This is a genomic window from Marinospirillum perlucidum (genome assembly GCF_003336805.1).
Lineage (GTDB): Bacteria > Pseudomonadota > Gammaproteobacteria > Pseudomonadales > Halomonadaceae > Marinospirillum > Marinospirillum perlucidum.
The window spans coordinates 432593-453584 of record NZ_QFWJ01000003.1; the positions used below are offsets into that span (position 1 = coordinate 432593).

General features: G+C 52.4%; 17 protein-coding genes. 14 read left to right on the top strand and 3 right to left on the bottom strand.

Translation table 11 applies throughout. The annotated features are described in order from the left end of the window. Positions 1–67: 67 nt before the first annotated feature. Together DFK18_RS06855 and DFK18_RS06860 are read left to right on the top strand one after the other, a co-directional pair. Positions 68–1273, top strand: coding sequence for an HD-GYP domain-containing protein (locus DFK18_RS06855; protein WP_114417481.1), 1206 nt, complete (start codon positions 68–70; stop codon positions 1271–1273). Between the two features lie 93 nt (positions 1274–1366). Further along, positions 1367–2314 carry a chemotaxis protein CheV gene (locus DFK18_RS06860; RefSeq protein WP_114417482.1) on the top strand — a complete coding sequence of 316 codons (948 nt, stop codon included), beginning with the start codon at positions 1367–1369 and terminating at the stop codon, positions 2312–2314. Between the two features lie 21 nt (positions 2315–2335). Here DFK18_RS06860 and DFK18_RS06865 read toward each other — a convergent pair whose 3' ends face one another. After that, the gene (locus DFK18_RS06865) at positions 2336–2716 is read right to left on the bottom strand and encodes a response regulator transcription factor (RefSeq protein WP_114417483.1); all 381 of its coding nucleotides are present in this window, start codon (positions 2714–2716) and stop codon (positions 2336–2338) included. Positions 2717–2885: 169 nt separating this feature from the next. Here DFK18_RS06865 and DFK18_RS06870 point away from each other — a divergent pair, with 169 nt between their 5' ends. The 3 genes from DFK18_RS06870 (at position 2886) to DFK18_RS06880 (ending at position 9490) form a co-directional block, all read left to right on the top strand. Continuing rightward, positions 2886–5120, top strand: a complete 2235-nt coding sequence (locus DFK18_RS06870; RefSeq protein WP_114417484.1) for a PAS domain-containing hybrid sensor histidine kinase/response regulator — start codon at positions 2886–2888, stop codon at positions 5118–5120. Beyond that, entirely contained in the window at positions 5117–7699 is a 2583-nt protein-coding gene (locus DFK18_RS06875; RefSeq protein ID WP_114417485.1) for a response regulator, read from the top strand. The genes DFK18_RS06870 and DFK18_RS06875 overlap by 4 nt, the downstream gene beginning before the upstream one ends. Positions 7700–7900: 201 nt before the next feature. Beyond that, complete coding sequence (locus tag DFK18_RS06880) at positions 7901–9490, top strand: methyl-accepting chemotaxis protein (protein ID WP_162299716.1); 1590 nt, start codon at positions 7901–7903, stop codon at positions 9488–9490. Here the strand turns inward: DFK18_RS06880 and greB are convergent. Then, positions 9475–10008: a transcription elongation factor GreB gene (gene greB / locus DFK18_RS06885; RefSeq protein WP_114417487.1), complete on the bottom strand. Its 534-nt coding sequence runs from the start codon at positions 10006–10008 to the stop codon at positions 9475–9477. The genes DFK18_RS06880 and greB overlap by 16 nt on opposite strands. Positions 10009–10080: 72 nt before the next feature. On the opposite strand from greB, the gene DFK18_RS06890 reads away from it, so the two are divergent. The 9 genes from DFK18_RS06890 to DFK18_RS06930 all read left to right on the top strand — a co-directional run bounded on the left by DFK18_RS06890 (position 10081) and on the right by DFK18_RS06930 (position 19485). After that, a complete protein-coding gene (locus DFK18_RS06890) occupies positions 10081–10695 on the top strand; it encodes an NUDIX domain-containing protein (protein WP_245944343.1) in 615 nt (204 codons plus the stop codon). A 34-nt stretch (positions 10696–10729) separates the two neighbouring features. Beyond that, positions 10730–11179: a DUF1249 domain-containing protein gene (locus tag DFK18_RS06895; protein ID WP_114417489.1), complete on the top strand. Its 450-nt coding sequence runs from the start codon at positions 10730–10732 to the stop codon at positions 11177–11179. After that, positions 11169–11897: a metallophosphoesterase gene (locus DFK18_RS06900; protein ID WP_114417490.1), complete on the top strand. Its 729-nt coding sequence runs from the start codon at positions 11169–11171 to the stop codon at positions 11895–11897. Before DFK18_RS06895 ends, DFK18_RS06900 begins: the two co-directional genes overlap by 11 nt. A 127-nt stretch (positions 11898–12024) precedes the next feature. Then, positions 12025–12486, top strand: coding sequence for an ATP-dependent zinc protease family protein (locus DFK18_RS06905; RefSeq protein WP_114417491.1), 462 nt, complete (start codon positions 12025–12027; stop codon positions 12484–12486). A gap of 18 nt (positions 12487–12504) precedes the next feature. Then, positions 12505–13410, top strand: coding sequence for a 30S ribosomal protein S6--L-glutamate ligase (gene rimK, locus DFK18_RS06910; RefSeq protein ID WP_114417492.1), 906 nt, complete (start codon positions 12505–12507; stop codon positions 13408–13410). 137 nt (positions 13411–13547) lie between these two features. Further along, entirely contained in the window at positions 13548–14441 is an 894-nt protein-coding gene (locus DFK18_RS06915; RefSeq protein WP_114417493.1) for a response regulator, read from the top strand. A gap of 357 nt (positions 14442–14798) precedes the next feature. After that, positions 14799–16016: a sensor histidine kinase gene (locus DFK18_RS06920; protein ID WP_162299717.1), complete on the top strand. Its 1218-nt coding sequence runs from the start codon at positions 14799–14801 to the stop codon at positions 16014–16016. Next, positions 16009–16704: a response regulator gene (locus DFK18_RS06925; RefSeq protein WP_114417495.1), complete on the top strand. Its 696-nt coding sequence runs from the start codon at positions 16009–16011 to the stop codon at positions 16702–16704. Before DFK18_RS06920 ends, DFK18_RS06925 begins: the two co-directional genes overlap by 8 nt. Continuing rightward, a complete protein-coding gene (locus tag DFK18_RS06930; protein WP_114417496.1) occupies positions 16705–19485 on the top strand; it encodes a sensor histidine kinase in 2781 nt (926 codons plus the stop codon). Positions 19486–19494: 9 nt separating this feature from the next. Here the strand turns inward: DFK18_RS06930 and DFK18_RS06935 are convergent, their stop codons facing one another. Then, a complete protein-coding gene (locus DFK18_RS06935; protein WP_114417497.1) occupies positions 19495–20970 on the bottom strand; it encodes a sensor domain-containing diguanylate cyclase in 1476 nt (491 codons plus the stop codon). Positions 20971–20992: the final 22 nt, after the last annotated feature.

A 20992-nucleotide genomic window follows, 5' to 3' on the forward strand; every position in this document is an offset into this window, starting at 1 on the left:
TAGGTTCTGTTGACAGAGATCAGTTCGCAGCTTATTTTTAGGTGTAAATGTTATCTTGAGATGCAAAATGTTACCTAAAGATTTCAGGCTGTTAAAGGTTGCACCAGGTGAGCTGCTGCTGAACCAGCCTGTTCCCTGGACAATCTGTGATAACCGAGGAGAAGTACTCCTGCAGCAAGGAAGCCTGATCGATTCAAAGGAACTGAAAAAACTCTTGGAACAGGTGGGCTTTTTTGCCCGAGAAGAAGCAGCAAATTTGCCACAACCGACTCGTTTTCGGGGTAAGGTCAATCCCTTTGCCGAATTCGATGATCTTTGCGTGCAATTGGACGCACTTTTCAAGCGCCTGGAATCCGGCAAAAACTTTGCGCCTGGACTGATTGCGAAAAGAGTAATAACTCTGGCTACTCAGATTCAGGGCTTGGTGCATTACGATGCCGATGCCCTGATGGGGGCGGTGCACCTGACCGAAAGCTTTGACTATCCTATCCAGCACCCCATGCAGATTTCGGTACTAACCGAATTGATTCTGGAACGCCTGAAAGTCGAACAGCCGATCCGGCTCAGCGTAATCTGTGCAGCCCTGACCTGTAACCTGGGAATGAACCCTTTTCAGAAGCGTCTGGATCAGCAAAAGGGGCCCTTGACCGCAGCCCAGAAGGATTTGATCCGCCGTCACCCGCTGATCAGTAGTGAACTCCTGCGTGCGGCCGGTGTTGAAGATGAGCTCTGGCTGGAGTTGGTGGCCCAGCATCACGAAAAACTGGATGGTCAGGGCTATCCTCGCGGCCTGAGTGGTGAGGCGGTACGTCACGAGGCTCGAATCCTGGCCTTGGCCGATGTTTATTCGGCCATGGTGACGCCAAGGGGCTATCGGGGTCCGCTAAAACTCAAGGATTCCCTCAAGGATTTGTTTGAGCAGCGCGGCAAGGCCTTTGATGGCCAGTTGACCGAATTGTTTATTATGGAACTGGGTCTCTATCCGCCCGGGGTTTATGTGCGTTTGAGTAACGATGATCTGGCTGTTGTTGTCGGCCGAACAAAAAACCCCAAGGCTCCCCAGGTAGCCAGCATTCGCCGTTCGGATGGCTATATGTATCCTTCTCCCCTTAAAAGAAATCTGGATTCCAGTGATCTGGCGGTCAAGTATGTGTGTGATGCCAGCGAGAAAATTCGGATCAATCCTGCCACCCTCTGGGGCATTGATGCCTTGAGAGTGGACAGCAGAACCGACCTTTCTTCGGTTGATCCCTTTATGCGTGGCCTGATCTGAACCTTTTGACGTTGCAAAATGTAAATATGTATTGCGTCCGTTAGAGGTTCGGGTTTCAATAATCGTCAGGCACCGCTTCGGGAGACCCCGCCTATGAGCAAGCTGCTCCGCAATGTGAATCAACGTACGCAGATGGCGGGTGAAAACCGTCTGGAGTTGTTGCTGTTTCGTCTGCAAAATGGCCAGCTGTACGGCATCAATGTCTTCAAGGTCAAGAAGATCATCCCCTGTCCCCCGCTAACGCAGATGCCCTACCACCATCCGCATGTGGCTGGCGTGGCCAATACGATGGATGGTTCCCTGCCGATTCTGGATATGCTCAGTGCGATTCAATCCGGCAAGGTGGATAACCCGCGTAGTCAGCAGGTCATTCTTTGTGAATACAATCGCAAGATGCAGGGTTTTTTGGTCGATAAGATCGAGAATATTGTCAATATGGAGTGGAGCGACATCGTTCTGCCGCCCAAGGGTATTGGGAGTCGCCATTATTTGACCTCAGTGACCCGCTATGACGGACGTTTGGTCGAGATTATTGACGTCGAGAAGGTGATTTCGGAAGTTACCCCTCTGCCCGAAGACATGAATGCCCAGATTACCGAGGACTTTGGTGAGCTCAAGACCTCTGAAGTGCCACGTAAGGTGCTGGTGGTTGATGATTCGGTCGTTGCGCGTAACCAGATTAAACGCTGCCTGGAAAAAGTAGAGCTGGATACCGTACTCCTCAAGGATGGCAAGCAGGCCCTTGAGCATTTGAAAACTATGGCTGATGAGGGCAAAAAGCCTTGGGAAGAGTATTTGCTGATGATTTCCGATATCGAGATGCCGGAAATGGATGGCTATACCCTGACTCGCCAGGTCAAACAGGATGATCGCCTGAGTGAACTCTTTATTCTGATGCACACCTCCCTGTCCGGTGTTTTTAACGAGTCCATGGTTAAACGGGTAGGAGCCGATAACTTTATCGCCAAGTTTGATGCTGATGATCTGGCCATGGCGGTACTGGATCATTTTCGTAAACGCACCACCCCGGCAGCCAGCTAAAAGCTGGTCTGGCTGGCTCCCTTACCTCCCGGCAGCCTTTCTGACGGTTTCCACCACCTTGGTGCCGTTGAAGGGTTTGACAATGTACCCTCTGGCGCCGGTTTTGATCGCTTGTTGCACGCTGCTGGCCTGACTGTCGCCGGTGACCATAACCACGGCAACATCTTCGTATTGCGATTGAATGCGGGCCAGCACATCCAGGCCATTCATTTCCGGCATTTCAATATCCAGACAGACAACATCCGGCTTGAGGCGGCTGACCATATCCAGCGCCTGGGGACCATCGGCAGCTTCGCCAACAAGGTTCATCCCCTTGTCGGTGAGAATTTGTCTTAGCAGACCGCGCATAACTACATTATCATCAACAATAAGCACAGATATGGGTGTGGCAGTAGGACTCATAAGCGGAAACTCTTGTTCGGCCTTCAGGTAGCAGGGCGAACAGTGTAGCGGCTTGCATCCAGCTGCTAAAAATGAATAACGTTACATTTTGTTAGCCAAGCCTGGCGAAGCCAGCCTGCCAGACCAGAAGGCGGATCTGGTTCTTTCTGTTTGAAGGTTTTACTGCTGCATGAAAACACCGCATTTGAAGCCGGTTGAGCTGGCTCACCTTCATCACCAGCGTTTTCGTACCAGCGTACTGGTGGCCGGTGTTTTCCTGGCATTTGCCTTTATGGGGTTGGCGATCTGGTTGCTGGAAGGTCTGGGGCAACTGGAAACCAGCCTGCCTTCAGGTTTTTATCTACAAGACCAGCGTTTCTGGATTTTCTTTGTTTTGGTGATCCTGGTTCTTCTAGTGGGCATTGCCCTGCTTTACTGGATGGATATCCGCCTGGCCCGGGCTTTACAACTGGCTCGCGATCAGCAGCAGGCCTTGAGTGCCACCCACGAGCAGCGTCAGGAACTACTGGATGACCTCAGCAGTCATTACCACCTGCTGCAGGAAATTCTGGAAGCAGTGCCCCTGCCCGTGTATCTCAAGGATCTGCATGGCCGTTTTCAAAGAGTAAACAGGGCCTTCGAGGATTTTTTTGCAGTCAAGCGAGAGGAGATCCTGGGGCAGACGGTCTTTGCTTTAGTCGATGCCCAGGCCGCTGAGCAGCATTTGCGTGAAGATCACCAGTTGCTGGATTCAGCGGGGGTGCAAACCTATCAGGCTGAGCATGAGCATCCGGATCAGGGACGGGTAAGAGCCATCTATAACAAGGCAGCCCTGAAAACACCCGATGGTCGGGTGACGGGTCTGGTCGCAGTGATTTTTGATATTACCGAACGATCCCAGTGGGAAGCCAGTTTGCTGGAGGCCAAGCAGGCTGCAGAAGAAGCCAATCAGGCCAAAAGCCAATTTCTGGCCAATATGAGCCATGAAATCCGAACTCCCATGAACGGTATTCTGGGCATGACTGAGCTGGCTTTGCAGACTTCCTTGAATCCGACTCAGAAAGACTACCTGCAGCTGGTGCATTCATCAGCACAAGCGCTAATGCAGCTACTCAATGATCTTCTGGATTTTTCCAAGATAGAAGCAGGTAAACTGGTTATTGAAGAGCAGCCTGTGCAACTGGTCGATGCCCTGGCGGAGATGCTCAAACCCCTGGCTATTCGTGCTCATGCCAAAGCATTGACCCTTGTCTGGCAGCTGGACCCCCAGTTGCCGCAACAGTTGTTGGCTGATGCCGGGCGCCTGCGTCAGGTGGTCACTAATCTGGTGGATAACGCCATCAAGTTTACCGAGCAGGGGGAAATACTCCTGGCTGTTCACTGGCAGCCAAGCGCAGAGCAAGAGGGGTGGCTGCGCCTGGAAGTCAAGGATACCGGTCGGGGGATTAGCCAGGAGCAGCAGGCACGAATTTTTGCGGCCTTTGCCCAGGCGGATACCTCCACCACCCGTGAATATGGCGGGACGGGGTTGGGGCTGTCGATCAGTTCCCGCCTGGCTGAACTCATGGGCGGGAAATTGGCTGTAGAAAGTTGCTTGGGGCAGGGCAGTCGCTTCTGGCTGGATGTACCGCTCAAAATTTTACCTAGCCAGCAGCAAGCAGAAGCTTCTTTACCGACTTCCATTTTGTTGCTGGACCCCCATCCAACCAATCGCCAGAGTCTAACCTTACAGTTGAGCCGCCTGGGCTGCTCGGTGATTGCTGCTGGAAGTGAAGAGATGTTTCTGGATTATCTGCAACGCTATCCACACCTGCCGGTGGTAATCAAACACCAGCCCCCGGTCTTTGATGCGCTGGCCTGGCTGGAAAGCGTAGACTGGAGTCAGCTGCCGGTTTATCCGCCATTACTTCTTCTCTCTCCTCTGGTGGCCCAGCAGGAACAGCAAAGGGTCACCCGGCTCAAGCCAACTGCCTACCTGACCTGGCCGGTTACCACCCAGGAAATGGCTGAGGTCATCGAGCGGCAACTGCTAGCCAACGAAGCTCCACAGCTGGATTTGCAAACCCCGGCGAATTTTGACTGGTCTTTTTCTTCAGCAGACAAGGATGTGATTGAAGGGCTACTCCCTGTACTCTTACAACAGGGAGGCCCACTGGTGGAAGAAGCCAGAGATGCAGCTGCACAGAGACGCCAGCAGGATTTACAGAATTCACTCCAGTCACTTTGGAGCAACCTGTCTTTGCTGGGTGTCGATCATCTTGCCCAGGCAGTGGAGACGCTTCTCAAGGCCCTACAGACTCGTGATGCTGTGGACGACCTTTGGTTGCAACAAGTGCTGGCTGCCGTGGATTCCTGGTTGGAAGAGTTATCTCGTCAGGTCAAGGCCTTAGGTTTATCGCAATCCCTGTTAACGGAGAATCAGTGACCGTGAATTCAACTCAGCAAACGGAAATTCTTTACGAGATCGCCTTGTCCATGGGCTCGAGTCCCGATCTGGATAGCATGCTGACCCGTACGCTGGAAGTGCTTCTCGAGAAACTGGATTGCTACCAGGCTGAAGTTTTCCAATCCGATTTTGTCAATGAAGAAGTCTGCTCAGAAGGCCTGGGTGAGGAAGCCCTATGCCGGCTTAAAGTGAACTGGCAGGCGCGTTTACTGTTACCGGCTGAGGCCGAATCCTGCTGGTCACACCCCCAGGTAAGCGAGTTCTTACAACTGCCCGCTAGCGTGCAGGAGTTAGGGCGCTGGCGTCAGAGTCTGCCATTCAGTCAGGCTTTTTCCGATTGTTGGCTGCAGATTTTTGATCTCCCCGGCTTTGGTGTTCTCTTGCTATGGCGTAGGCAAGAGCCCTTGTCGCACGACCTTCTGATTGCCCTGCAGGAGTTGATGGACAAACTGGCCCAGTTCTGTCGAGGCTGTTTGAATGAAGCTCGCTTGCACCAGCAGATTGAAGCAGCAAAAACCGCCAGCCGGACCAAAAGCCAGTTTCTGGCCAATATGAGCCATGAAATTCGTACTCCCATGAACGGCATTATCGGGATGCTGGATCTGGTTCTGGGAACCTCGCTGGAAAGAGAGCTACGCGAACACCTGGATCTGGCGCGCCTCTCGGCGGAACACCTGCTGGAGATCATCAATCACCTCTTGGACATCTCCAAGATTGAAGCAGGCAAACTGGATTTGCAGCCCCAGGTTTTTGATTTTCTTGAATTGCTGGGTCAGACGCTACGCAGTCTTTCCAGTCGTGCCCGGGTCAAACGTTTGAGTCTGCGTTACAACATGGAACCGGACCTGCCGCAGTTTGTTTATGCCGACCCGTCTCGCATTCGCCAGATGTTGATTAATCTTCTGGGCAATGCCATCAAATTTACCCTGGCTGGCGAAGTTCAGCTGGACGCGACCTGTGAATCCCTGGATGCAACAGAAGCCTGGGTGCGTCTGGATGTGACGGATACGGGCATCGGCATGGCTCCTGAGCTTTTGGAAAAGGTGTTTGATCCTTTCGAACAGGTAAACAGTGACCGTAATCGGCAATTTGAAGGCACGGGCTTGGGGCTTTCCATTGTCAAGCAGCTGGCTGAAATGATGGGTGGTGAGGTTTCTGCTCGCAGTGAGCCAGATCAGGGTTCCACCTTTACCCTGCGCCTGAGGTTGCCCCTGGCTTCGGCACCGTCCGAAATTCAGCCGCCACTGGTGGATTTTTCCGCTTATCGCATTCTTCTGGTTGATGATCAGGCTGTAAATCGTCGGGTTTTATCAGCCATGCTTACTCAGTTGGATATTCCCCATGCCTATGCCACTTCAGGTCCTGAAGCGCTTTTCCAGCTGCGGCATGCCCTCGAGGAGGGGCAGCCTTACGATCTGCTTCTGCTGGATGCCCAAATGCCGGGTCTGGATGGTTTCAAGGTGGCCGAAAGGATTCAGCAGGATAACGAGCTGGCCAGCACCGAGATCATCCTCCTGACTTCTTCCGCTGAAGCCGGAGATGCACAAAAATGTCGTGAACTGGGATTGACCGGCTATCTGACCAAGCCGCTGATCACCACGGAACTGAGATCCACCCTGAGTCATGTGCTGGGTAAAAAACACCCTCATCAGCAGACCTATGATGCGACTGAGCCGGTAGGAAGAATGTCCGGACTCAATATTCTTTTGGCCGAGGACAATGTGGTCAATCAGAAGCTGGCCGTGAAACTGCTGGAAAGGAAGAAACACCAGGTGACCCTAGTGGCTGATGGTCAGGAAGCCCTGAATGCGCTGGAGGCCGAAGACTTTGACTTGGTACTCATGGATATCATGATGCCCGTTCTGGATGGTCTGGATGCCACCCGCCTGTGGCGGCAAAAGGAGGAAGAGACGGGGCGTTCCCTGACACCGATTATTGCCATGACCGCCAATGCCATGCAGGGAGATAAGGAAAAATGCCTGGCTGAAGGCATGCAGGGTTATGTTCCCAAGCCTGTAAACCCCCAGCTGCTTTATAGTGAGCTGGATAGAGTCATGGAGGCTTACCCCCGTTCCGAAGAAGAGACCATCCCAGCCAGTAATGAAGGCTCGGGTGAACTGGATGACCTCCTGGATCAGGCCGAAGACTGGTTTCGCGAAGTCAATCCTGGCAGAGATGAAGCAGCGGTCGTCCAGGCAACGCCTCCAGAACCCCAGCTGGATTATAACTGGCAGGAAGCCCTCAGTGCTCTAGGTGAGGATGAAAGCCTGTTAAGAATGGCCTTGAAGCTCTTTGTTGAGGAGTATCCGGTGTATCAGGCACAGCTGGTGGATGCCTGGGAGCAGGATGATAGGGAAGCACTGGCCACTGCCGCCCATACCCTCAAGAGTCTTCTGGCCACCTTTGCAGCCTGGAAGCCTTGGGAACTGGCCAAGCAGTTGGAGTCTCTGGCCAGAAGCGATGCTCCCTGGGCGAGTCTGGAACCAGTGTTGCTTGAACTACAAAACCAGCTGGATGTTCTTTTGCCACAATTGCAGGCTTTGTTGGAAGCCTCGTGAACCCTTTTCGTATTCTAGCTGTAAGGGCTGGGTCAGCAGCAGTGGGTTTGTTGATGTCTGTCAAGGGTTTTAGGCTGGATTTCATCTAAGGTTGGGGGCTTCTCTATAGAATGGAGAACTGGCTTGTTCGGACAATAATAATAAATGGCCCGGACTTTGCAGGAGTTATTTCAAGCCAGAATTGACCAAGAGGATGTCCCCATGAGGATTAATGAGCCGGTCACCGGTAATGAGTTGAAGGTTCCCGATGATGTTCAACTGATTACCATTACTGACTTACGCGGTATCATTACTTTTGCCAACGATGCTTTTGTCCAGGTTTCAGGTTACTCGCGTAAAGAGTTGGTTGGTCAAAACCACAATATTATCCGTCATCCCGACATGCCGCCAGGCGCTTTCCAGAATCTCTGGGATACCCTTGCTGAAGGGAAATCCTGGAAAGGCCTGGTTAAGAACCGCTGCAAAAATGGTGACTTTTACTGGGTCGATGCCTATGTCACGCCGATCCGTCGTGAAGGCAAGGTGGTGGAATATCAATCGGTTCGTATAGCTGCTCCTCGTGACGCGATTCCCCGTGCAGAAAGAATTTACCGCCCCTGGCTTAATGGAAGTCTTCCCGGATTTATTAAGCGTCCCCCCTTGGCACGTCGCTTGCGCGTGTTTTTGGCAGCTTTACTGCCGGGAATTTTTTCGGCTGCTGCTTTGGCTTTCATGCAGGCATGGTTGGCCGCGGGTGTTGTAGCTGCTGGCGCTGTTTTGGCAGGCTTGCTGGTCTACTGGCAAACTCAGGGTTTACAGGCACTCACCCAATATGCGCGGCGTGTAGTTGATAACCACATCATGCACTACATCTACACCGGTGAGCGTGATGAATTAGGGGCTATCGGTTTTGCGATCAGGACACGCAGTTCCGAATTGCGTGCTGTGGTCGCTCGACTCTATAACAACTCGGGGTATTTGCGGCGCAGTAAATCCCGCTCGGATGAACGCCTGGAAGAAGCTTTTCATTACATTGAAAGGCAAGGCAGCCGTGTCACTGAAATTCAGCAGGCTATGCAGGACCAGATGCAGAGTCTGGAAAGTGTGATGGCCAGTACCGAGCGAACGGCCGAAGCCGCGCATCAGTCTCAAGCAGCGACTCAGGCCGGTCAGGATCATATTGATCAGGTAGCAACAGCGATTGCTGCCCAGGCCCATGAACTGGAAGAAGCCAAGCAGCAGGTAGCCAGTCTGGCCGCCAGCAGTGAACAGATAGGTACGGTGATTGATGTGATTACCAATGTGGCCGAGCAGACCAACCTGCTGGCGCTGAATGCCGCCATTGAAGCTGCGCGTGCTGGCGAAGCCGGTCGCGGTTTTGCCGTGGTTGCTGATGAGGTTCGGGGGCTGGCCCAGCGTACCCATGATTCCACCCAGCAGGTGCGCTCTATTATCAATCAACTGCAACAGGACACCCAGGGCTCGGTGACCGCTATTGAGAAGGGGGTGGCTGCTTCTGAAGAAACTGTGGAGCTGGCAGCCAGCATGCGTTCTTCACTGGAAGAGATTCTGGAGGCTGTGAAGCAGATCAATCAGTTGGCTGTTGAAGTTTCACAGATGACGGAAAACCAGTCGGTACTCAGTGAACAAACAAGCCGCCAGGTGAGTGAGTTGGCCGATCTGGCTCAGCAGTCGGTAGAATCGGGCGAAGCGGCGCGCGTCGAATCAGACAAGCTGGATAATCAGGTCGGCAACCTGCATCTGCTGGCGGAAAACTTTATTGGTAGTCTCAATCTTCAGCGGCGCAAGTAACTGATTTCGGTAATAATAAATTGAGCTTTACCCTCGGGCGTGGGCAGGACAACTTCAGCATCAAGAGGTTGGCCTAGCAGCAAACGCGCCCGGGGAGCGTCAATGCTGATCCAGCCCTTGCTGGCATCCGCCTCATCAGGCCCCACCAACTGCCAGCGGCTTTCTGCTCCTTCTTCGTCCTCCAGGGTGATCCAGGCTCCAAAATAGACCTTTTCGGGATCTGCAGGCAGGCGGTCCACCACCTGGAGTTCATCCAGGCGTTTATCCAGATAGCTGATACGTGAAAGCGTGCGATTCAATTCGCGCTTATTGTAGGTATAATCGGCATTCTCGCTGCGATCACCATTGGCTGCCGCTTCCTGAACCTTGGCGGCCAACTCCGGGTGCCTGACTCTCCACAGAAAATCCCTTGTTGAACGTAATTTTTGATACCCTTCCGGAGTGATCAGATTGGTTTTGGCTTCTGCCCTGGGATCCTTGGCGGGATCTCGCCAGCGCTGGGTATAACGACCTTGCATGCTTGCCTCTTGATGAAATGGCGTCAGGGTAGGCGTGAATTGAAGCAGTTAATTTACCATCAGGAGACTTCTGTGACATCCACTGACCAGCAAGACAAGGATTATCAGATTCTGGAAAACAAACCTGTCTTCCAGGGTTTTTTTAGCATGCATCGCCTGCGCCTCAAGCATCGGCGGTTTGCCGGAGACTGGACACCGGTCATGAGTCGAGAACTCCTCTACCGGGGGCAGGCAGTTGGTGTTCTGGCTTATGATCCCCATCTGGATCAGGTGGTCCTGGTGGAACAGTTTCGTGTCGGTGCTCTGGAATCGGACAACCCCTGGCTGATCGAGGTGATCGCCGGCCTGGTGGAAGAGGGTGAAGAGCCCCAGGAAGTAGCTGTCCGTGAAGCGCAGGAAGAAGCCGGATTAACCTTGACCGGGCTACGCCATCTTTATACCTATTATTCCAGTCCCGGTGGTACGGATGAGCAGGTGCTGCTCTTTTGCGGACTGGTGGATTCCAGCCAGGCTGGAGGTGTACATGGTCTGGTCGAAGAAAACGAGGATATCCGCGTCCGGGTGCTGGCACGCGAGGATGCCTTTAGCGAAGCCTGCCGTGGGCAAGCGGGCAATGCCATGACACTGATTGCTTTGCAGTGGTTGCAGAGCCATTATCACAAGATCAGGGAGGAAGCTTCAGCCTAGCTGATTACTGCTACCTTGAATAAAGAGAGAGTCTATGCCACGTCGTTATGTCGCTGAATTACAGCGCTTGCAAAGAGATGCAGCCGCTAACTACCTGCTTTTACAGCGCCTCTGGCAGGCCCCGGAATCCGGCCGGGTTCGTTATGGTTTACGCCATCATGGCCGGGACCTGGGCTGGTTTAGTGTGGAAAGGCGGGAAGCGACACGCTGGACGGAATTACTGGAATTGTGCTTGCAGGTGGAAACCGGTTTTCAGGGCATTAAACCGGCCCAGCTTCAGGTTCGCAGCTATCATGATGTGCGCCTGACCGAAGTGGTGGCCTTCCAGAAAAAACAGGCCAGAGAGGGACGTTATGACTACCCTAATGAGGCCATGTTTCATCCCGATGAAAAGGTGCAGGTGAACAGTTTTTTGAGTGAACTGCTGCGATTTGTACTGGACAAGGGCTACAGCCTGGAGGTGGAGTTGAGTCATGACTTCTAGCTGGCGGCTGGTACAGCTGACGGATTTGCATCTACTCGCGGATGACCAGGCCCTCTTCAAGGGTGTGGATTCACGTCGCCAGTTTTTGCAGGGTCTGGATTTGGCTACTAGCCTGGCACCGGATTACCTGCTTTTAACCGGGGATCTGGCCCAGGATGAGAAGGCTGAAACCTACCAGTGGTTGGTGGAGCAATTACAGGCCTCGGGACTCAAGTGGCTATGGTTACCGGGCAATCATGACGCCCCTGAACTCATGCAAAACTGGGCGGAGCCCGGCTTCTGGCAACAGGGCCCGATTTGGCAGCTGCTGGGACTGGACAGCCGTCAGCCGGGTAAAGCCTCGGGGTATTTGCCGGAGGCACAGCTGCTCCGGCTTGATCAGGCCCTGATGCAACCCCGGCCGTTATTGCTGGCCTTGCATCATCATCCCCTGGCTGTTGGTAGTCGCTGGATGGATGCCATTGCACTGGAAAATGCTGATGCTTTCTGGCAGCGTCTGCAGTTGGCTCGGTCACCCGTGGTGGTGGTGTGTGGACATGTCCACCAGACGCAAACCTGGCAGCATCAGGGTGTGAAGGTTTACTCCACACCCTCCACCGCCCTGCAGTTTGCACCGGGCAAGGATGAATTTATGCTGGATTATCAGGCTGCTGCAGGTTTGCGTTGCCTGGATTTATACGCCGACGGGCAATGCCGTACCTGGGTGGAAAACTTTTGATGCAGGCTTTTACTCACAGATTGCGTGGACAGGGATGTGGATAACTTTAGTAAAACTCCTCTTAGCCAGCCAGGACCCCTGGCTGAATATTTCTGGTTAATTAATCACCAGTGACAGGGCTGGATTTATGACGCACAAAACAAGGTGGATGCCACTGCCCCAGGTGGATGGCTGGTTGATCATCGGTGCCCGGGAAAGGGTGTTCTTTCCGGATCATGATTTTTGGGTCAAGGCCAAGGTGGATACCGGTGCCAAGACCTCCAGTCTTCACGCTCGTGATCTACAGGTCGAAGTTAGAGGCCAGCAGCAGTGGGTGAATTTCTATACTTTTCAGGATAAAGAAGGCACAGAAGAAATTGCCATGAGTCTGCCTGTGTATGACAAGCGCTGGGTTCGCAGTTCCAATGGCGCTGAAACCCAGCGTTACGTCGTACACCTGTTACTGCGTTTGGGCGAACTGGAGAGGAAGGTGGAAGTCACCCTGGCCGATCGTTCGCAAATGAAATACCCCATGCTTCTGGGGCGTACGGCCCTGGAAGAAGGCATCCTGGTCGCACCAGGGGTCCGCTATCTTTTGAATACCCATTAATCAGTGGATGAAGTTACTATGCATCTAGGCATTCTTTCGCGTAATTCCTCTCTGTACTCAACCCGTCGTCTGATGGAAGCTGCTGAAGCTCGGGGTCACACGATTCGTGTCGTGGACACCCTGCGCTGCTACATGAACATTGCTTCGCATAAACCCCGTATTCACTATAAGGGGGAAGACCTTGAAGATTTTGACGCCGTTATTCCACGCATCGGTTCTTCCATCACCTTTTACGGTGCCTCCGTGGTGCGCCAGTTCGAGATGATGGGTGTTTTCAGCCTGAATGAATCCGTGGCCATTACCCGCTCGCGAGACAAGCTACGTTCCCTGCAGCTTCTCTCGCGCAAAGGAATCGGGCTGCCGGTAACCGGTTTTGCGCATTCGCCGGATGATATTCCCGATTTGATTCAGATGGTCGGCGGTGCTCCGCTGGTGATCAAGCTGCTGGAAGGAACCCAGGGCATCGGTGTGGTCCTGGCGGAAACAGAGAAAGCAGCCGAGAGTGTTATCCAGGCATTCATGGGCTTGAAGGCCAATATCATGGTGCAGGAATACATCAAGGAAGCGGGTGGGGCTGATATCCGTTGCTTTGTGATTGGCGATAAGGTGGTTGCAGCGATGAAACGTCAGGCACCGGATGGCGAATTTCGTTCCAACCTGCACCGGGGTGGTCAGGCTGAACTGATCAAGATCACCCCGGAAGAGCGATCCACCGCCGTAAGAGCGGCCAAGGCCATGGGATTGAGGGTCAGTGGTGTGGACCTGTTGCGCTCCAATCATGGCCCGGTTGTGATGGAGGTGAACTCCTCGCCCGGCCTGGAAGGCATAGAAAAAGCGACTGGAAAAGATGTCGCTGGCCTGATTATTGACTATATTGAAAAGAACGCAGCGCCCTATAAAAACAAAACCCAAGGCCGCGGTTAGGAAACCTCTGATTAACTACTGTCTTAGTGTTGCGGCGTAGATCAAAGGCTCCTTAGTCAATGCCTGATTCATGCTCCTTGCCGGGTTTGGCGTTAATGACGTGAATCAGTGGCCCAAGTCATCCAGGAGGTCGGGACATGGAAATTTTTGGTTCGGAAAAAGGCAAGGCAGAACTGAAAAAACAGCCGCTGAGTGTTCTCTATGTGGAAGATAACGATGACGTGCGCGAGCAGTTAACACGTTTTCTTCAGCGGCGTTTTCAAGACGTGAAGATTGCCACCAATGGTGCTGAAGGTTTGGAACTTTATCATGAGGGGGTCAACCCGCCGGATCTGGTGGTCAGTGATATCCGTATGCCCCGCCTGGATGGATTGAGCATGGCAGAAGAAATCAGGCAAACCCGGCCACGTCAGCCAATCGTCATGACCACCGCCCATGAAGAAACGGAATATCTGCTCAAGGCTATCGATCTGGGCGTAGATAAGTTTATCCTCAAACCGGTCAACACCCGCCAACTCCATTCCACCCTCATGAACCTGGCTGAACAGCTGTATCTGCAAAATGAGCTGGAGGCCGCACGCTTGGCTTTGCAGAAAAGTGAAGCACATTACCGAACCCTTTTTTGGACAGCCATGGACGCCTTTTGTATTTTTGATTGGCAAAACCTGGAAATCCTCGAATTCAATCGCAAGCATCAGCAGCTGTTTGGCCACACGCTGAAGCAACTGGGAAAACTCAGTGTGACAGATCTTTTTAGCCAAAAAGACCCGGCCGGTATCCGTCAGCTGCTGGAAGAAACCGCGGACCAACAGGACATCATGCTGGTCAATATGCAAAAAAGCTCAGGCCAGCCTCTCCCTGCTGAGTTATTGGTGGCTCATTTCTACACCGGTCATCAGGAGCTGGGTGTACTGACTTGTCGTGATGCGACGGAAACCCTGGCTAGCCTGGCAGAGCAGAAGGCCCTGGTCGAAGTGTTGGAAATGACCATGGAATCCCTCTGTGAGCTCTCTTCTTTCCCGGAGGATTGATCTTGACTGACTAGCATCATCGAATGTTTTTCTCTCAGTCATTGTTCAGAGATTTCCAGGCACTTTTCAAAGAACTTCTTTTCTCAGAGGACCATACAATCAATTATCTTTCAGAGCTTTAACTTGGCTGTTGGTTTATTTTTATTATTTGATTCGCTTTATCAGGATGGATCTGCTATTTTTTATTGGTTATTATAATTTTTTTGCAGATAATTTTTATTTAAATATTTTAATAAAAAAATTGCAGCTCTATTAACAGGGTCTAATTACGGAGTCAGGACAATGACGGATGCCCCTTCCTCTACTTTACCCTTAAAGAGTTGGCTTAATAAGGAAAGGCAGGATCTAAGGACTAGAGTGAAAAAAGCCCAAAAACAGGGCCAGGAACTGGCTTCGAGACTAGCCATAGCCAATCATGATGACCTGCAGGAATCAGAGCCTTCGGTACTGCTTAAGCAGTTGGTGGCCACCGAAATCAAGATGCGGGATTTATTGCTCAGTCATCCGGCTCCTTTGATGGTCGTGGATCAGGATACCTGTCTGCTTTTGACCAATGCCGCTGCCCGTCAACTCTTTTACGCGTCGGGGATCACCCGTGAGCAGCTGCAAAGGCAGGGGGCTTGCCTGGCCGATTTTTTACCTGCCCTGGTGGCTGATCAGGAATTGTTCGTGAAGGTAGATAAGACCTATCACCCAGGTGGAGAGGCGGTCTTTCTAGTCAAGGAAACTCCGATTCAATGGCAGCATCAGCCCGCGCGAGTGCTTTTGTTGCATGATGTCAGTCTGGAAATCGAGGCTCGACGCAAGCTGGAAGAAGCCGTCTCCAGCCTGGAAGAAGTGAACCGGATGAAATCCGAGTTCATGTCTATGGCCAGCCATGAGCTGCGTACGCCCTTGGCCAGTGTTTATTCCAGCTTGCAACTGATGGAAAGCTACTGTGAAAAACTGGAAGCAACAGTCAATAGCCCCTGGCTGGATAAGTTAAACGATCATATCCGGCTCATGGAAAATACCGTGGAAGGCCTGGAAGGGCTGGTCAAGGAAATGCTGGTTTTGGAAAAGAGTCAGGCGGGACGCATCCAATTCAAGCCGGGGTCGGTTAACTTGAGTCGCCTGATCGATGAAGTACTCGGCAGCCTGGCTCCCTTGGCAGAAAAACTGGATATTAGTCTGGTTTTTTCCTGCCAGCCTCCATTAAAGAATAAAGTTTTTAACCTGGATGTTTATTTGGTGCAACATATTCTGACCAACCTGGTTTCCAATGCTATCCGTTTTAGTGATGCTGGCGAAAAGGTTTTTATTAATCTGGGTTGTGAGCAAGATTATTTATATCTGGAAGTTAAAGATCAGGGATGCGGTATTCCCGAAGATGAGATTTGTTATTTGGGCGAGTCCTTTTACCGGGCCAGTAATGTCGCTGATGTACCGGGAACAGGTCTCGGCTTGTCAATCGTCAAACATTTTGTGGATTTGCACGGCGGGGCTTTGAATATCCAGACCCGGCTGGATATTGGCAGTTGCTTTCGTATCAGCCTGCCTTGGGCACAAGTAATGGAGGAGCAAGCAAATGGATAAAACCCTTCTTCTGGTCGAGGATGAACCTCATTTGCTGAATAATATTGCCGAGATGCTGGAGCTGGAAGGCTATCAGGTGATTCAATGCAAACAAGGGCAGGAAGGTCTGACTGCACTGAAAAACCAGCTTCCGGAACTGATCATTTGCGACATCATGATGCCGGTTATGGATGGCTTTGAGTTTTTAAAAGCTGTCCGCAGTCATCCTCAAACAGCTCACCTGCCATTTATTTTCTTAACCGCCAAATCCTCGGAACAAGATCAGGAGTTGGGTCGTAAGCTGGGAGCCGATGATTATCTGACCAAGCCCTTTACCCGCGCCGGATTATTGAAAGCGATCCAGTTGCGTCTGGGAAAGCATCATTCACTCAGCCATCTTAAGCAAGAGCGTCAACAGCTAAACGGGGGTAGTCATAATCAGGCCGTGGCCCTGAGAATTGCTGCTGTGGAAGGCGATACTCAGACTCTGGAAGAGCTGGTCGAAGAGCTGGGGGATATCGATTTGCCTGATCAGCAGGGCAATTCGGCGCTGATGTTTGCGGTCATGATGCGTAATGAAGAGGCTGCACGTTTATTGTTGCAAGCAGGTGCCAATCCCAATTTGCAACATCAGAAAACCCGCCTGAGTGTCAGAGCCATGGCCTGGGCCATGGGCTTGCGAAGGCTGGCGCGGGAAATGGATGGCTAAATGCTGATGCCCTCGCCGTCATCCCTGCTGGTTTGGGGCGGATTAACCCTACTGGCGTGTCTAGGTAATTATTTCCCTCTGCATCTTTTGCCTGGGGTAGATCTGCTGTTGGGTGGGGTTTTTATTTATCTCATCCTTTTATATTGGGGGCTTTTACCGGCTTTCTTGGCAGCCTTGCCAGCCTATCTGCTGACCTGGCTGCTTTGGGAACAACCTTGGTCGGGATTGACTCATGTTCTGGAGTTAATCTTTGTTGGCATCGGCTTACGTTATTTACGTTTTCGCAGTCTTCCCTTGTTACAGGTGTTTTTCTGGCTGTTGTTGGGGCTGCCGCTTTCGCTGATGACCTATATCCTGTTGATGGATTTTTCCTGGGTCGAAGCCTGGATGCTGTCGGGCAAACAGGCCATGAATGCCCTGGGGGGCGGGACCCTGGCACTGATTTTGGTGTATTCCCTCTTTCCACAGAGTTCACGGCTGGGCGATCGGCGCTCGCTTGCCATTACGGATCTCTTCTTTTATCTGCCGACTCTCTTGTTGATGCTGGGCAGTCTGCTCTTGGTGACCCTGAGCGGAAACTATCATCTGGACAAGCTTAAAGCGGATATTCATCGGGAATTGGAGAACAGCCAGCAATTTTTGGCTTTTCAGCTGCAAACGGAAATTTCGCAACTGCATAATCAGTTGTATCAGGCCAATAACCTTTGCCAGGAAGTGGCTTTCAGTGACCGCATCAAACAGCAGCATTGCTATAATCGCAGGGCCCTTTTCGGGTCTTTTCAGCAGTTTTTCCTGTATGAAACGGAAACCACTGCCTGGTCTGCCTTGAATGCTCTTTCGCCACGTCAGCGGTTAACTCCTGAATTGATTGCTGCTTTGACTCAGGCTCGTAGCCAGCTGATCGCCCGTCAGGAAAATACCTATCAGCAATTGGCTGGCCGCGGCCGCCTGCTGATCATGCGACAGGTTCTGGGACCACGTGGAGAAAAAACCTGGTTGGCCGGTCTCGTTAACCTCTACCGTATCCAGTCCGAACTCCTCTCTGGTAGCAACCATCCCCACTTGGATTACCTCTGGATAAACCAGGAAGAGCCGGTATTGGTGGACCCCAAGGGCGATTATTATTCTCCCCTGCCTCTGGATACGCCATCCAGCGCCTCCAATGCTCTGCTGCACTGGGTGCCCAACCAGGGACGCATGCTGGTTTCCCGCTGGGCTGATTCGGTTTTTTATCTACAAACACCCTGGACCCAGTTGGGTGTGGAACTGCCAGGGGAGTTAAGGGTGGAACTCTCGCCTCGTCAGGAGCAGGGCACCATTTACCAGATGTATGGCCTCCTCTTTACCCTGGCAGGCATCATGATGGCGTTGGGGTTGGTTCTCAACCACTGGCTGGCCGCCTGGGCAGCGCGCCCGGCCAAGCAGCTGGTAAATATTGCCCGTACTATTCCCGAGCAGCTAAAGCTGCCCGAACCTCATTACACCTGGCCGGCCACCCATCAGATTCTGGAATTTTCTCAGTTGAGTCAGGAATTGCAGAAGATGGAAGGGCTGCTTAGGGATCAGTTTCAACGTCTGCAAAACAAGGAGTTGAGACTGGAAAACACGGTGGTTCAAAGAACCCAGGAACTTATGGATGCCCATATTCACCTGCAGAGCGTTATGGACTCCATGGAGGCAGTTCTCTGGTCGGCCAGTCTGGATAAAGAGCAGGACAAAGCACGTTTTAAACTCAGTTATATCAGCCCCAGTGTACTGGCCATGACCGGTTATACCGCCGCAGAATGGTTGCAACAGCCTCTGGTGATCCTGCGTTCTCATCTGGATCCCAAGCAGGCCGGTAGTGTGATTCATGAATTACAGAATATGGCCTCGCGTGGACGGGGACAAAGAGACCTGTTTTTCTTTAATCCCCGGGATGAATCCTGGCGAGTACTGAGCCTACGTTATTGGCTGGTCTACCATGATCGGGGCAGCCCCCAGAGGGTTGATGGCATCATTCTTGATATTACCGAAAGCCATGCAGCGGAAACCAAGGTTAAAGAACAGGAACAGCTCTTGCGGCATCAGGCGCGCAGGGCTGCGATGGGTGAGATGGTCTCCAATATCGCCCACCAGTGGCGTCAGCCTCTGAACAGCCTGCGTTTGACGCTGGGTAATCTCAGTGATGCCAAGGAATTTGGCGACCTGACCGAAGAGGTGTTTGAAGAAAACCTGGAGCAGGCAGACAAGCTGATTAACCAGATGAATCAGACCGTCAGGGATTTTGTCACCTTCTTTCGACCGCGCAAACAGGCAGAGAGCTTTAATCTGGCGACCATTGTGGAAAAATCCGTGGATATGCTGACCAGTAGTCTACAGCAGGTGGAACTGGAAATGGATCTGGACCCCACCCTGGCAGTCTTGGGCTACCCCAATGAGATTATTCAAGTGATTCTGGTGTTGCTGCAAAATGCTCGTGAAGCCATCAAAAACAGGGAGATCGATCAGGGCTCTATCAAGATTGAATTGCATAAACGTCACGATCAGGCCAGCTTGACCATCAGTGATAATGCCGGGGGGATTCCCGAGGATATTCTCAGCCAGATTTTTGATCCCTACTTCACGACCAAGCCTGAAGGCAGTGGGATCGGCCTCTATATGGCCAAGATGGTCATTGAACAACAGATGCACGGCAGTATTCAGGTGGAAAATACCCCGGAAGGGGCCTGTTTTACCCTGCAGTTTTATTTAGCCGAAGCTGCGGCTGCAGGCAGTGTGCACAAACCTTCCCCTTTATGAGTTGAGCCTTTAGGACGTTCGGGGATCCAGTTTGCGGGTAAAGGTTTTCCAGTTGTTGCGACCTTCCTGTTTGGCTTGATACATGGCCAGATCGGCGCGGCGGATCAGGTCTCTGGCTTCCAGGCCATCTTCGGGGAAATGGCTGATTCCCAGAGAAGCCCCCAGGTTGATCAGCTGTTGCTCCAGTTGAAAGGGTTCCTGAATGGCCTGGATGATACGGGTAGCCAGGCGTTCGGCTGTTCCTCTGTCCTGGCTGGTATCCACCAGAATCAGGAATTCATCGCCGGATAAGCGTCCCAGCAGGTCTTCCTCTCTCATCAGACGGCTTAAGCGTTGACCGACCAGTTGCAGGATACGATCGCCCGCCTGGTGACCCAGGCTGTCGTTGACTTCCTTGAAATAATCCAGATCCATGAAAATGACGGCCAGACGTTTGGATTGGTGTCGAGCTAGGGCGACACGACGTTCGAGCGTCTGTTCCAGTTGGTTGCGGTTGGCCAAACCGGTCAGACTGTCTTGCAGACTCTGCTCACGGGCATCCTGAATCAGAGGTTGCAGGGTTCGGGTCATGACCAGGGTTGCCAGCACCAGCATGCAAAAAGTCGTGATAAAAGGAAGCCAGAGCCTTTCCCATACCGATAGATAGAAGAGGCTGGCCGGGCGTTGGATGACCAGTGTCCAGCCCTGACTGCCCAGAGGAGCGGAAAAAGCCAGCTGTTCACGATCTGACATTTGAGAGCGAACCAGCAACTCCTGCTGGCGAGTGGACAAATGCCCCTGGAGGCGATTGAGCTGTTGATCCACCGCCTGGAGTTTCAGGCCAGCCAGTGGGTGCCCCACCAGCTGCTGGCGCGTTGGCCAGTGAATCAGCAATTGTTGGGCTTCTTCACCAAAGGAAGTGGGAGCAACCAGTTGTTTAGCCAGTTCCTGCAGATTGAAAAACAGAATATCCTGACCCAATTTTTCACCTTCTTCATCAAAGATGTCGGCAGTGATCATCAGTTGCATTTTGCCGCCACCACTGAAAATATACTGCTGAGTCGAAGAAGGATGGCGCAGGAATTTATTGACCTCATGGGGGTTGACCAACTGCCCCAACTGGGCAATCACCTCGCCGTTGCGGCCCAGGCGTAACAGCGCATCCACCGCAGGCGATATGCGCATGGCATCAGCCAAACGTGGTTGTGTAAAGGCACGAATTTCGGCCAGCGAGAGCTGCTGTTGTTGATAAGCTTGCAGGCGGCGGCGAATTTCCGTGCGGCTGGTAAACTGGCGGGCAATGCCTCGGTATTTTTCCAGCAGATTATTGATCGCTGCAGCCTGGGCCTGGGTGCTGATGCGATTGTTTTCCGCCAGACTGGTTCGGGCATTCTGATAAAGAGGGATAGCAGTGGCCAGACTGACCAGTAGTCCTGTCACCAGAACCCCCAGCAAGGCAACCATGAGGATGCGTTTGTGAAGAGTCAGAAGACAGGATGCTTGCATAGTAAAACCGGGAGCCTTGTTG

What these genes read in the sequence shown, in the direction of transcription:
- DFK18_RS06880 (WP_162299716.1), top strand. Translation starts at nt 7,901, where the DNA reads ATGAGGATTAATGAGCCGGTCACCGGTAATGAGTTGAAGGTTCCCGAT.
- DFK18_RS06935 (WP_114417497.1), bottom strand. Translation starts at nt 20,970, where the DNA reads ATGCAAGCATCCTGTCTTCTGACTCTTCACAAACGCATCCTCATGGTT.
- rimK (WP_114417492.1), top strand. Translation starts at nt 12,505, where the DNA reads ATGCATCTAGGCATTCTTTCGCGTAATTCCTCTCTGTACTCAACCCGT.
- DFK18_RS06855 (WP_114417481.1), top strand. Translation starts at nt 68, where the DNA reads ATGTTACCTAAAGATTTCAGGCTGTTAAAGGTTGCACCAGGTGAGCTG.
- DFK18_RS06905 (WP_114417491.1), top strand. Translation starts at nt 12,025, where the DNA reads ATGACGCACAAAACAAGGTGGATGCCACTGCCCCAGGTGGATGGCTGG.
- greB (WP_114417487.1), bottom strand. Translation starts at nt 10,008, where the DNA reads ATGCAAGGTCGTTATACCCAGCGCTGGCGAGATCCCGCCAAGGATCCC.
- DFK18_RS06895 (WP_114417489.1), top strand. Translation starts at nt 10,730, where the DNA reads ATGCCACGTCGTTATGTCGCTGAATTACAGCGCTTGCAAAGAGATGCA.
- DFK18_RS06860 (WP_114417482.1), top strand. Translation starts at nt 1,367, where the DNA reads ATGAGCAAGCTGCTCCGCAATGTGAATCAACGTACGCAGATGGCGGGT.
- DFK18_RS06930 (WP_114417496.1), top strand. Translation starts at nt 16,705, where the DNA reads ATGCTGATGCCCTCGCCGTCATCCCTGCTGGTTTGGGGCGGATTAACC.
- DFK18_RS06870 (WP_114417484.1), top strand. Translation starts at nt 2,886, where the DNA reads ATGAAAACACCGCATTTGAAGCCGGTTGAGCTGGCTCACCTTCATCAC.
- DFK18_RS06865 (WP_114417483.1), bottom strand. Translation starts at nt 2,716, where the DNA reads ATGAGTCCTACTGCCACACCCATATCTGTGCTTATTGTTGATGATAAT.
- DFK18_RS06925 (WP_114417495.1), top strand. Translation starts at nt 16,009, where the DNA reads ATGGATAAAACCCTTCTTCTGGTCGAGGATGAACCTCATTTGCTGAAT.
- DFK18_RS06900 (WP_114417490.1), top strand. Translation starts at nt 11,169, where the DNA reads ATGACTTCTAGCTGGCGGCTGGTACAGCTGACGGATTTGCATCTACTC.
- DFK18_RS06915 (WP_114417493.1), top strand. Translation starts at nt 13,548, where the DNA reads ATGGAAATTTTTGGTTCGGAAAAAGGCAAGGCAGAACTGAAAAAACAG.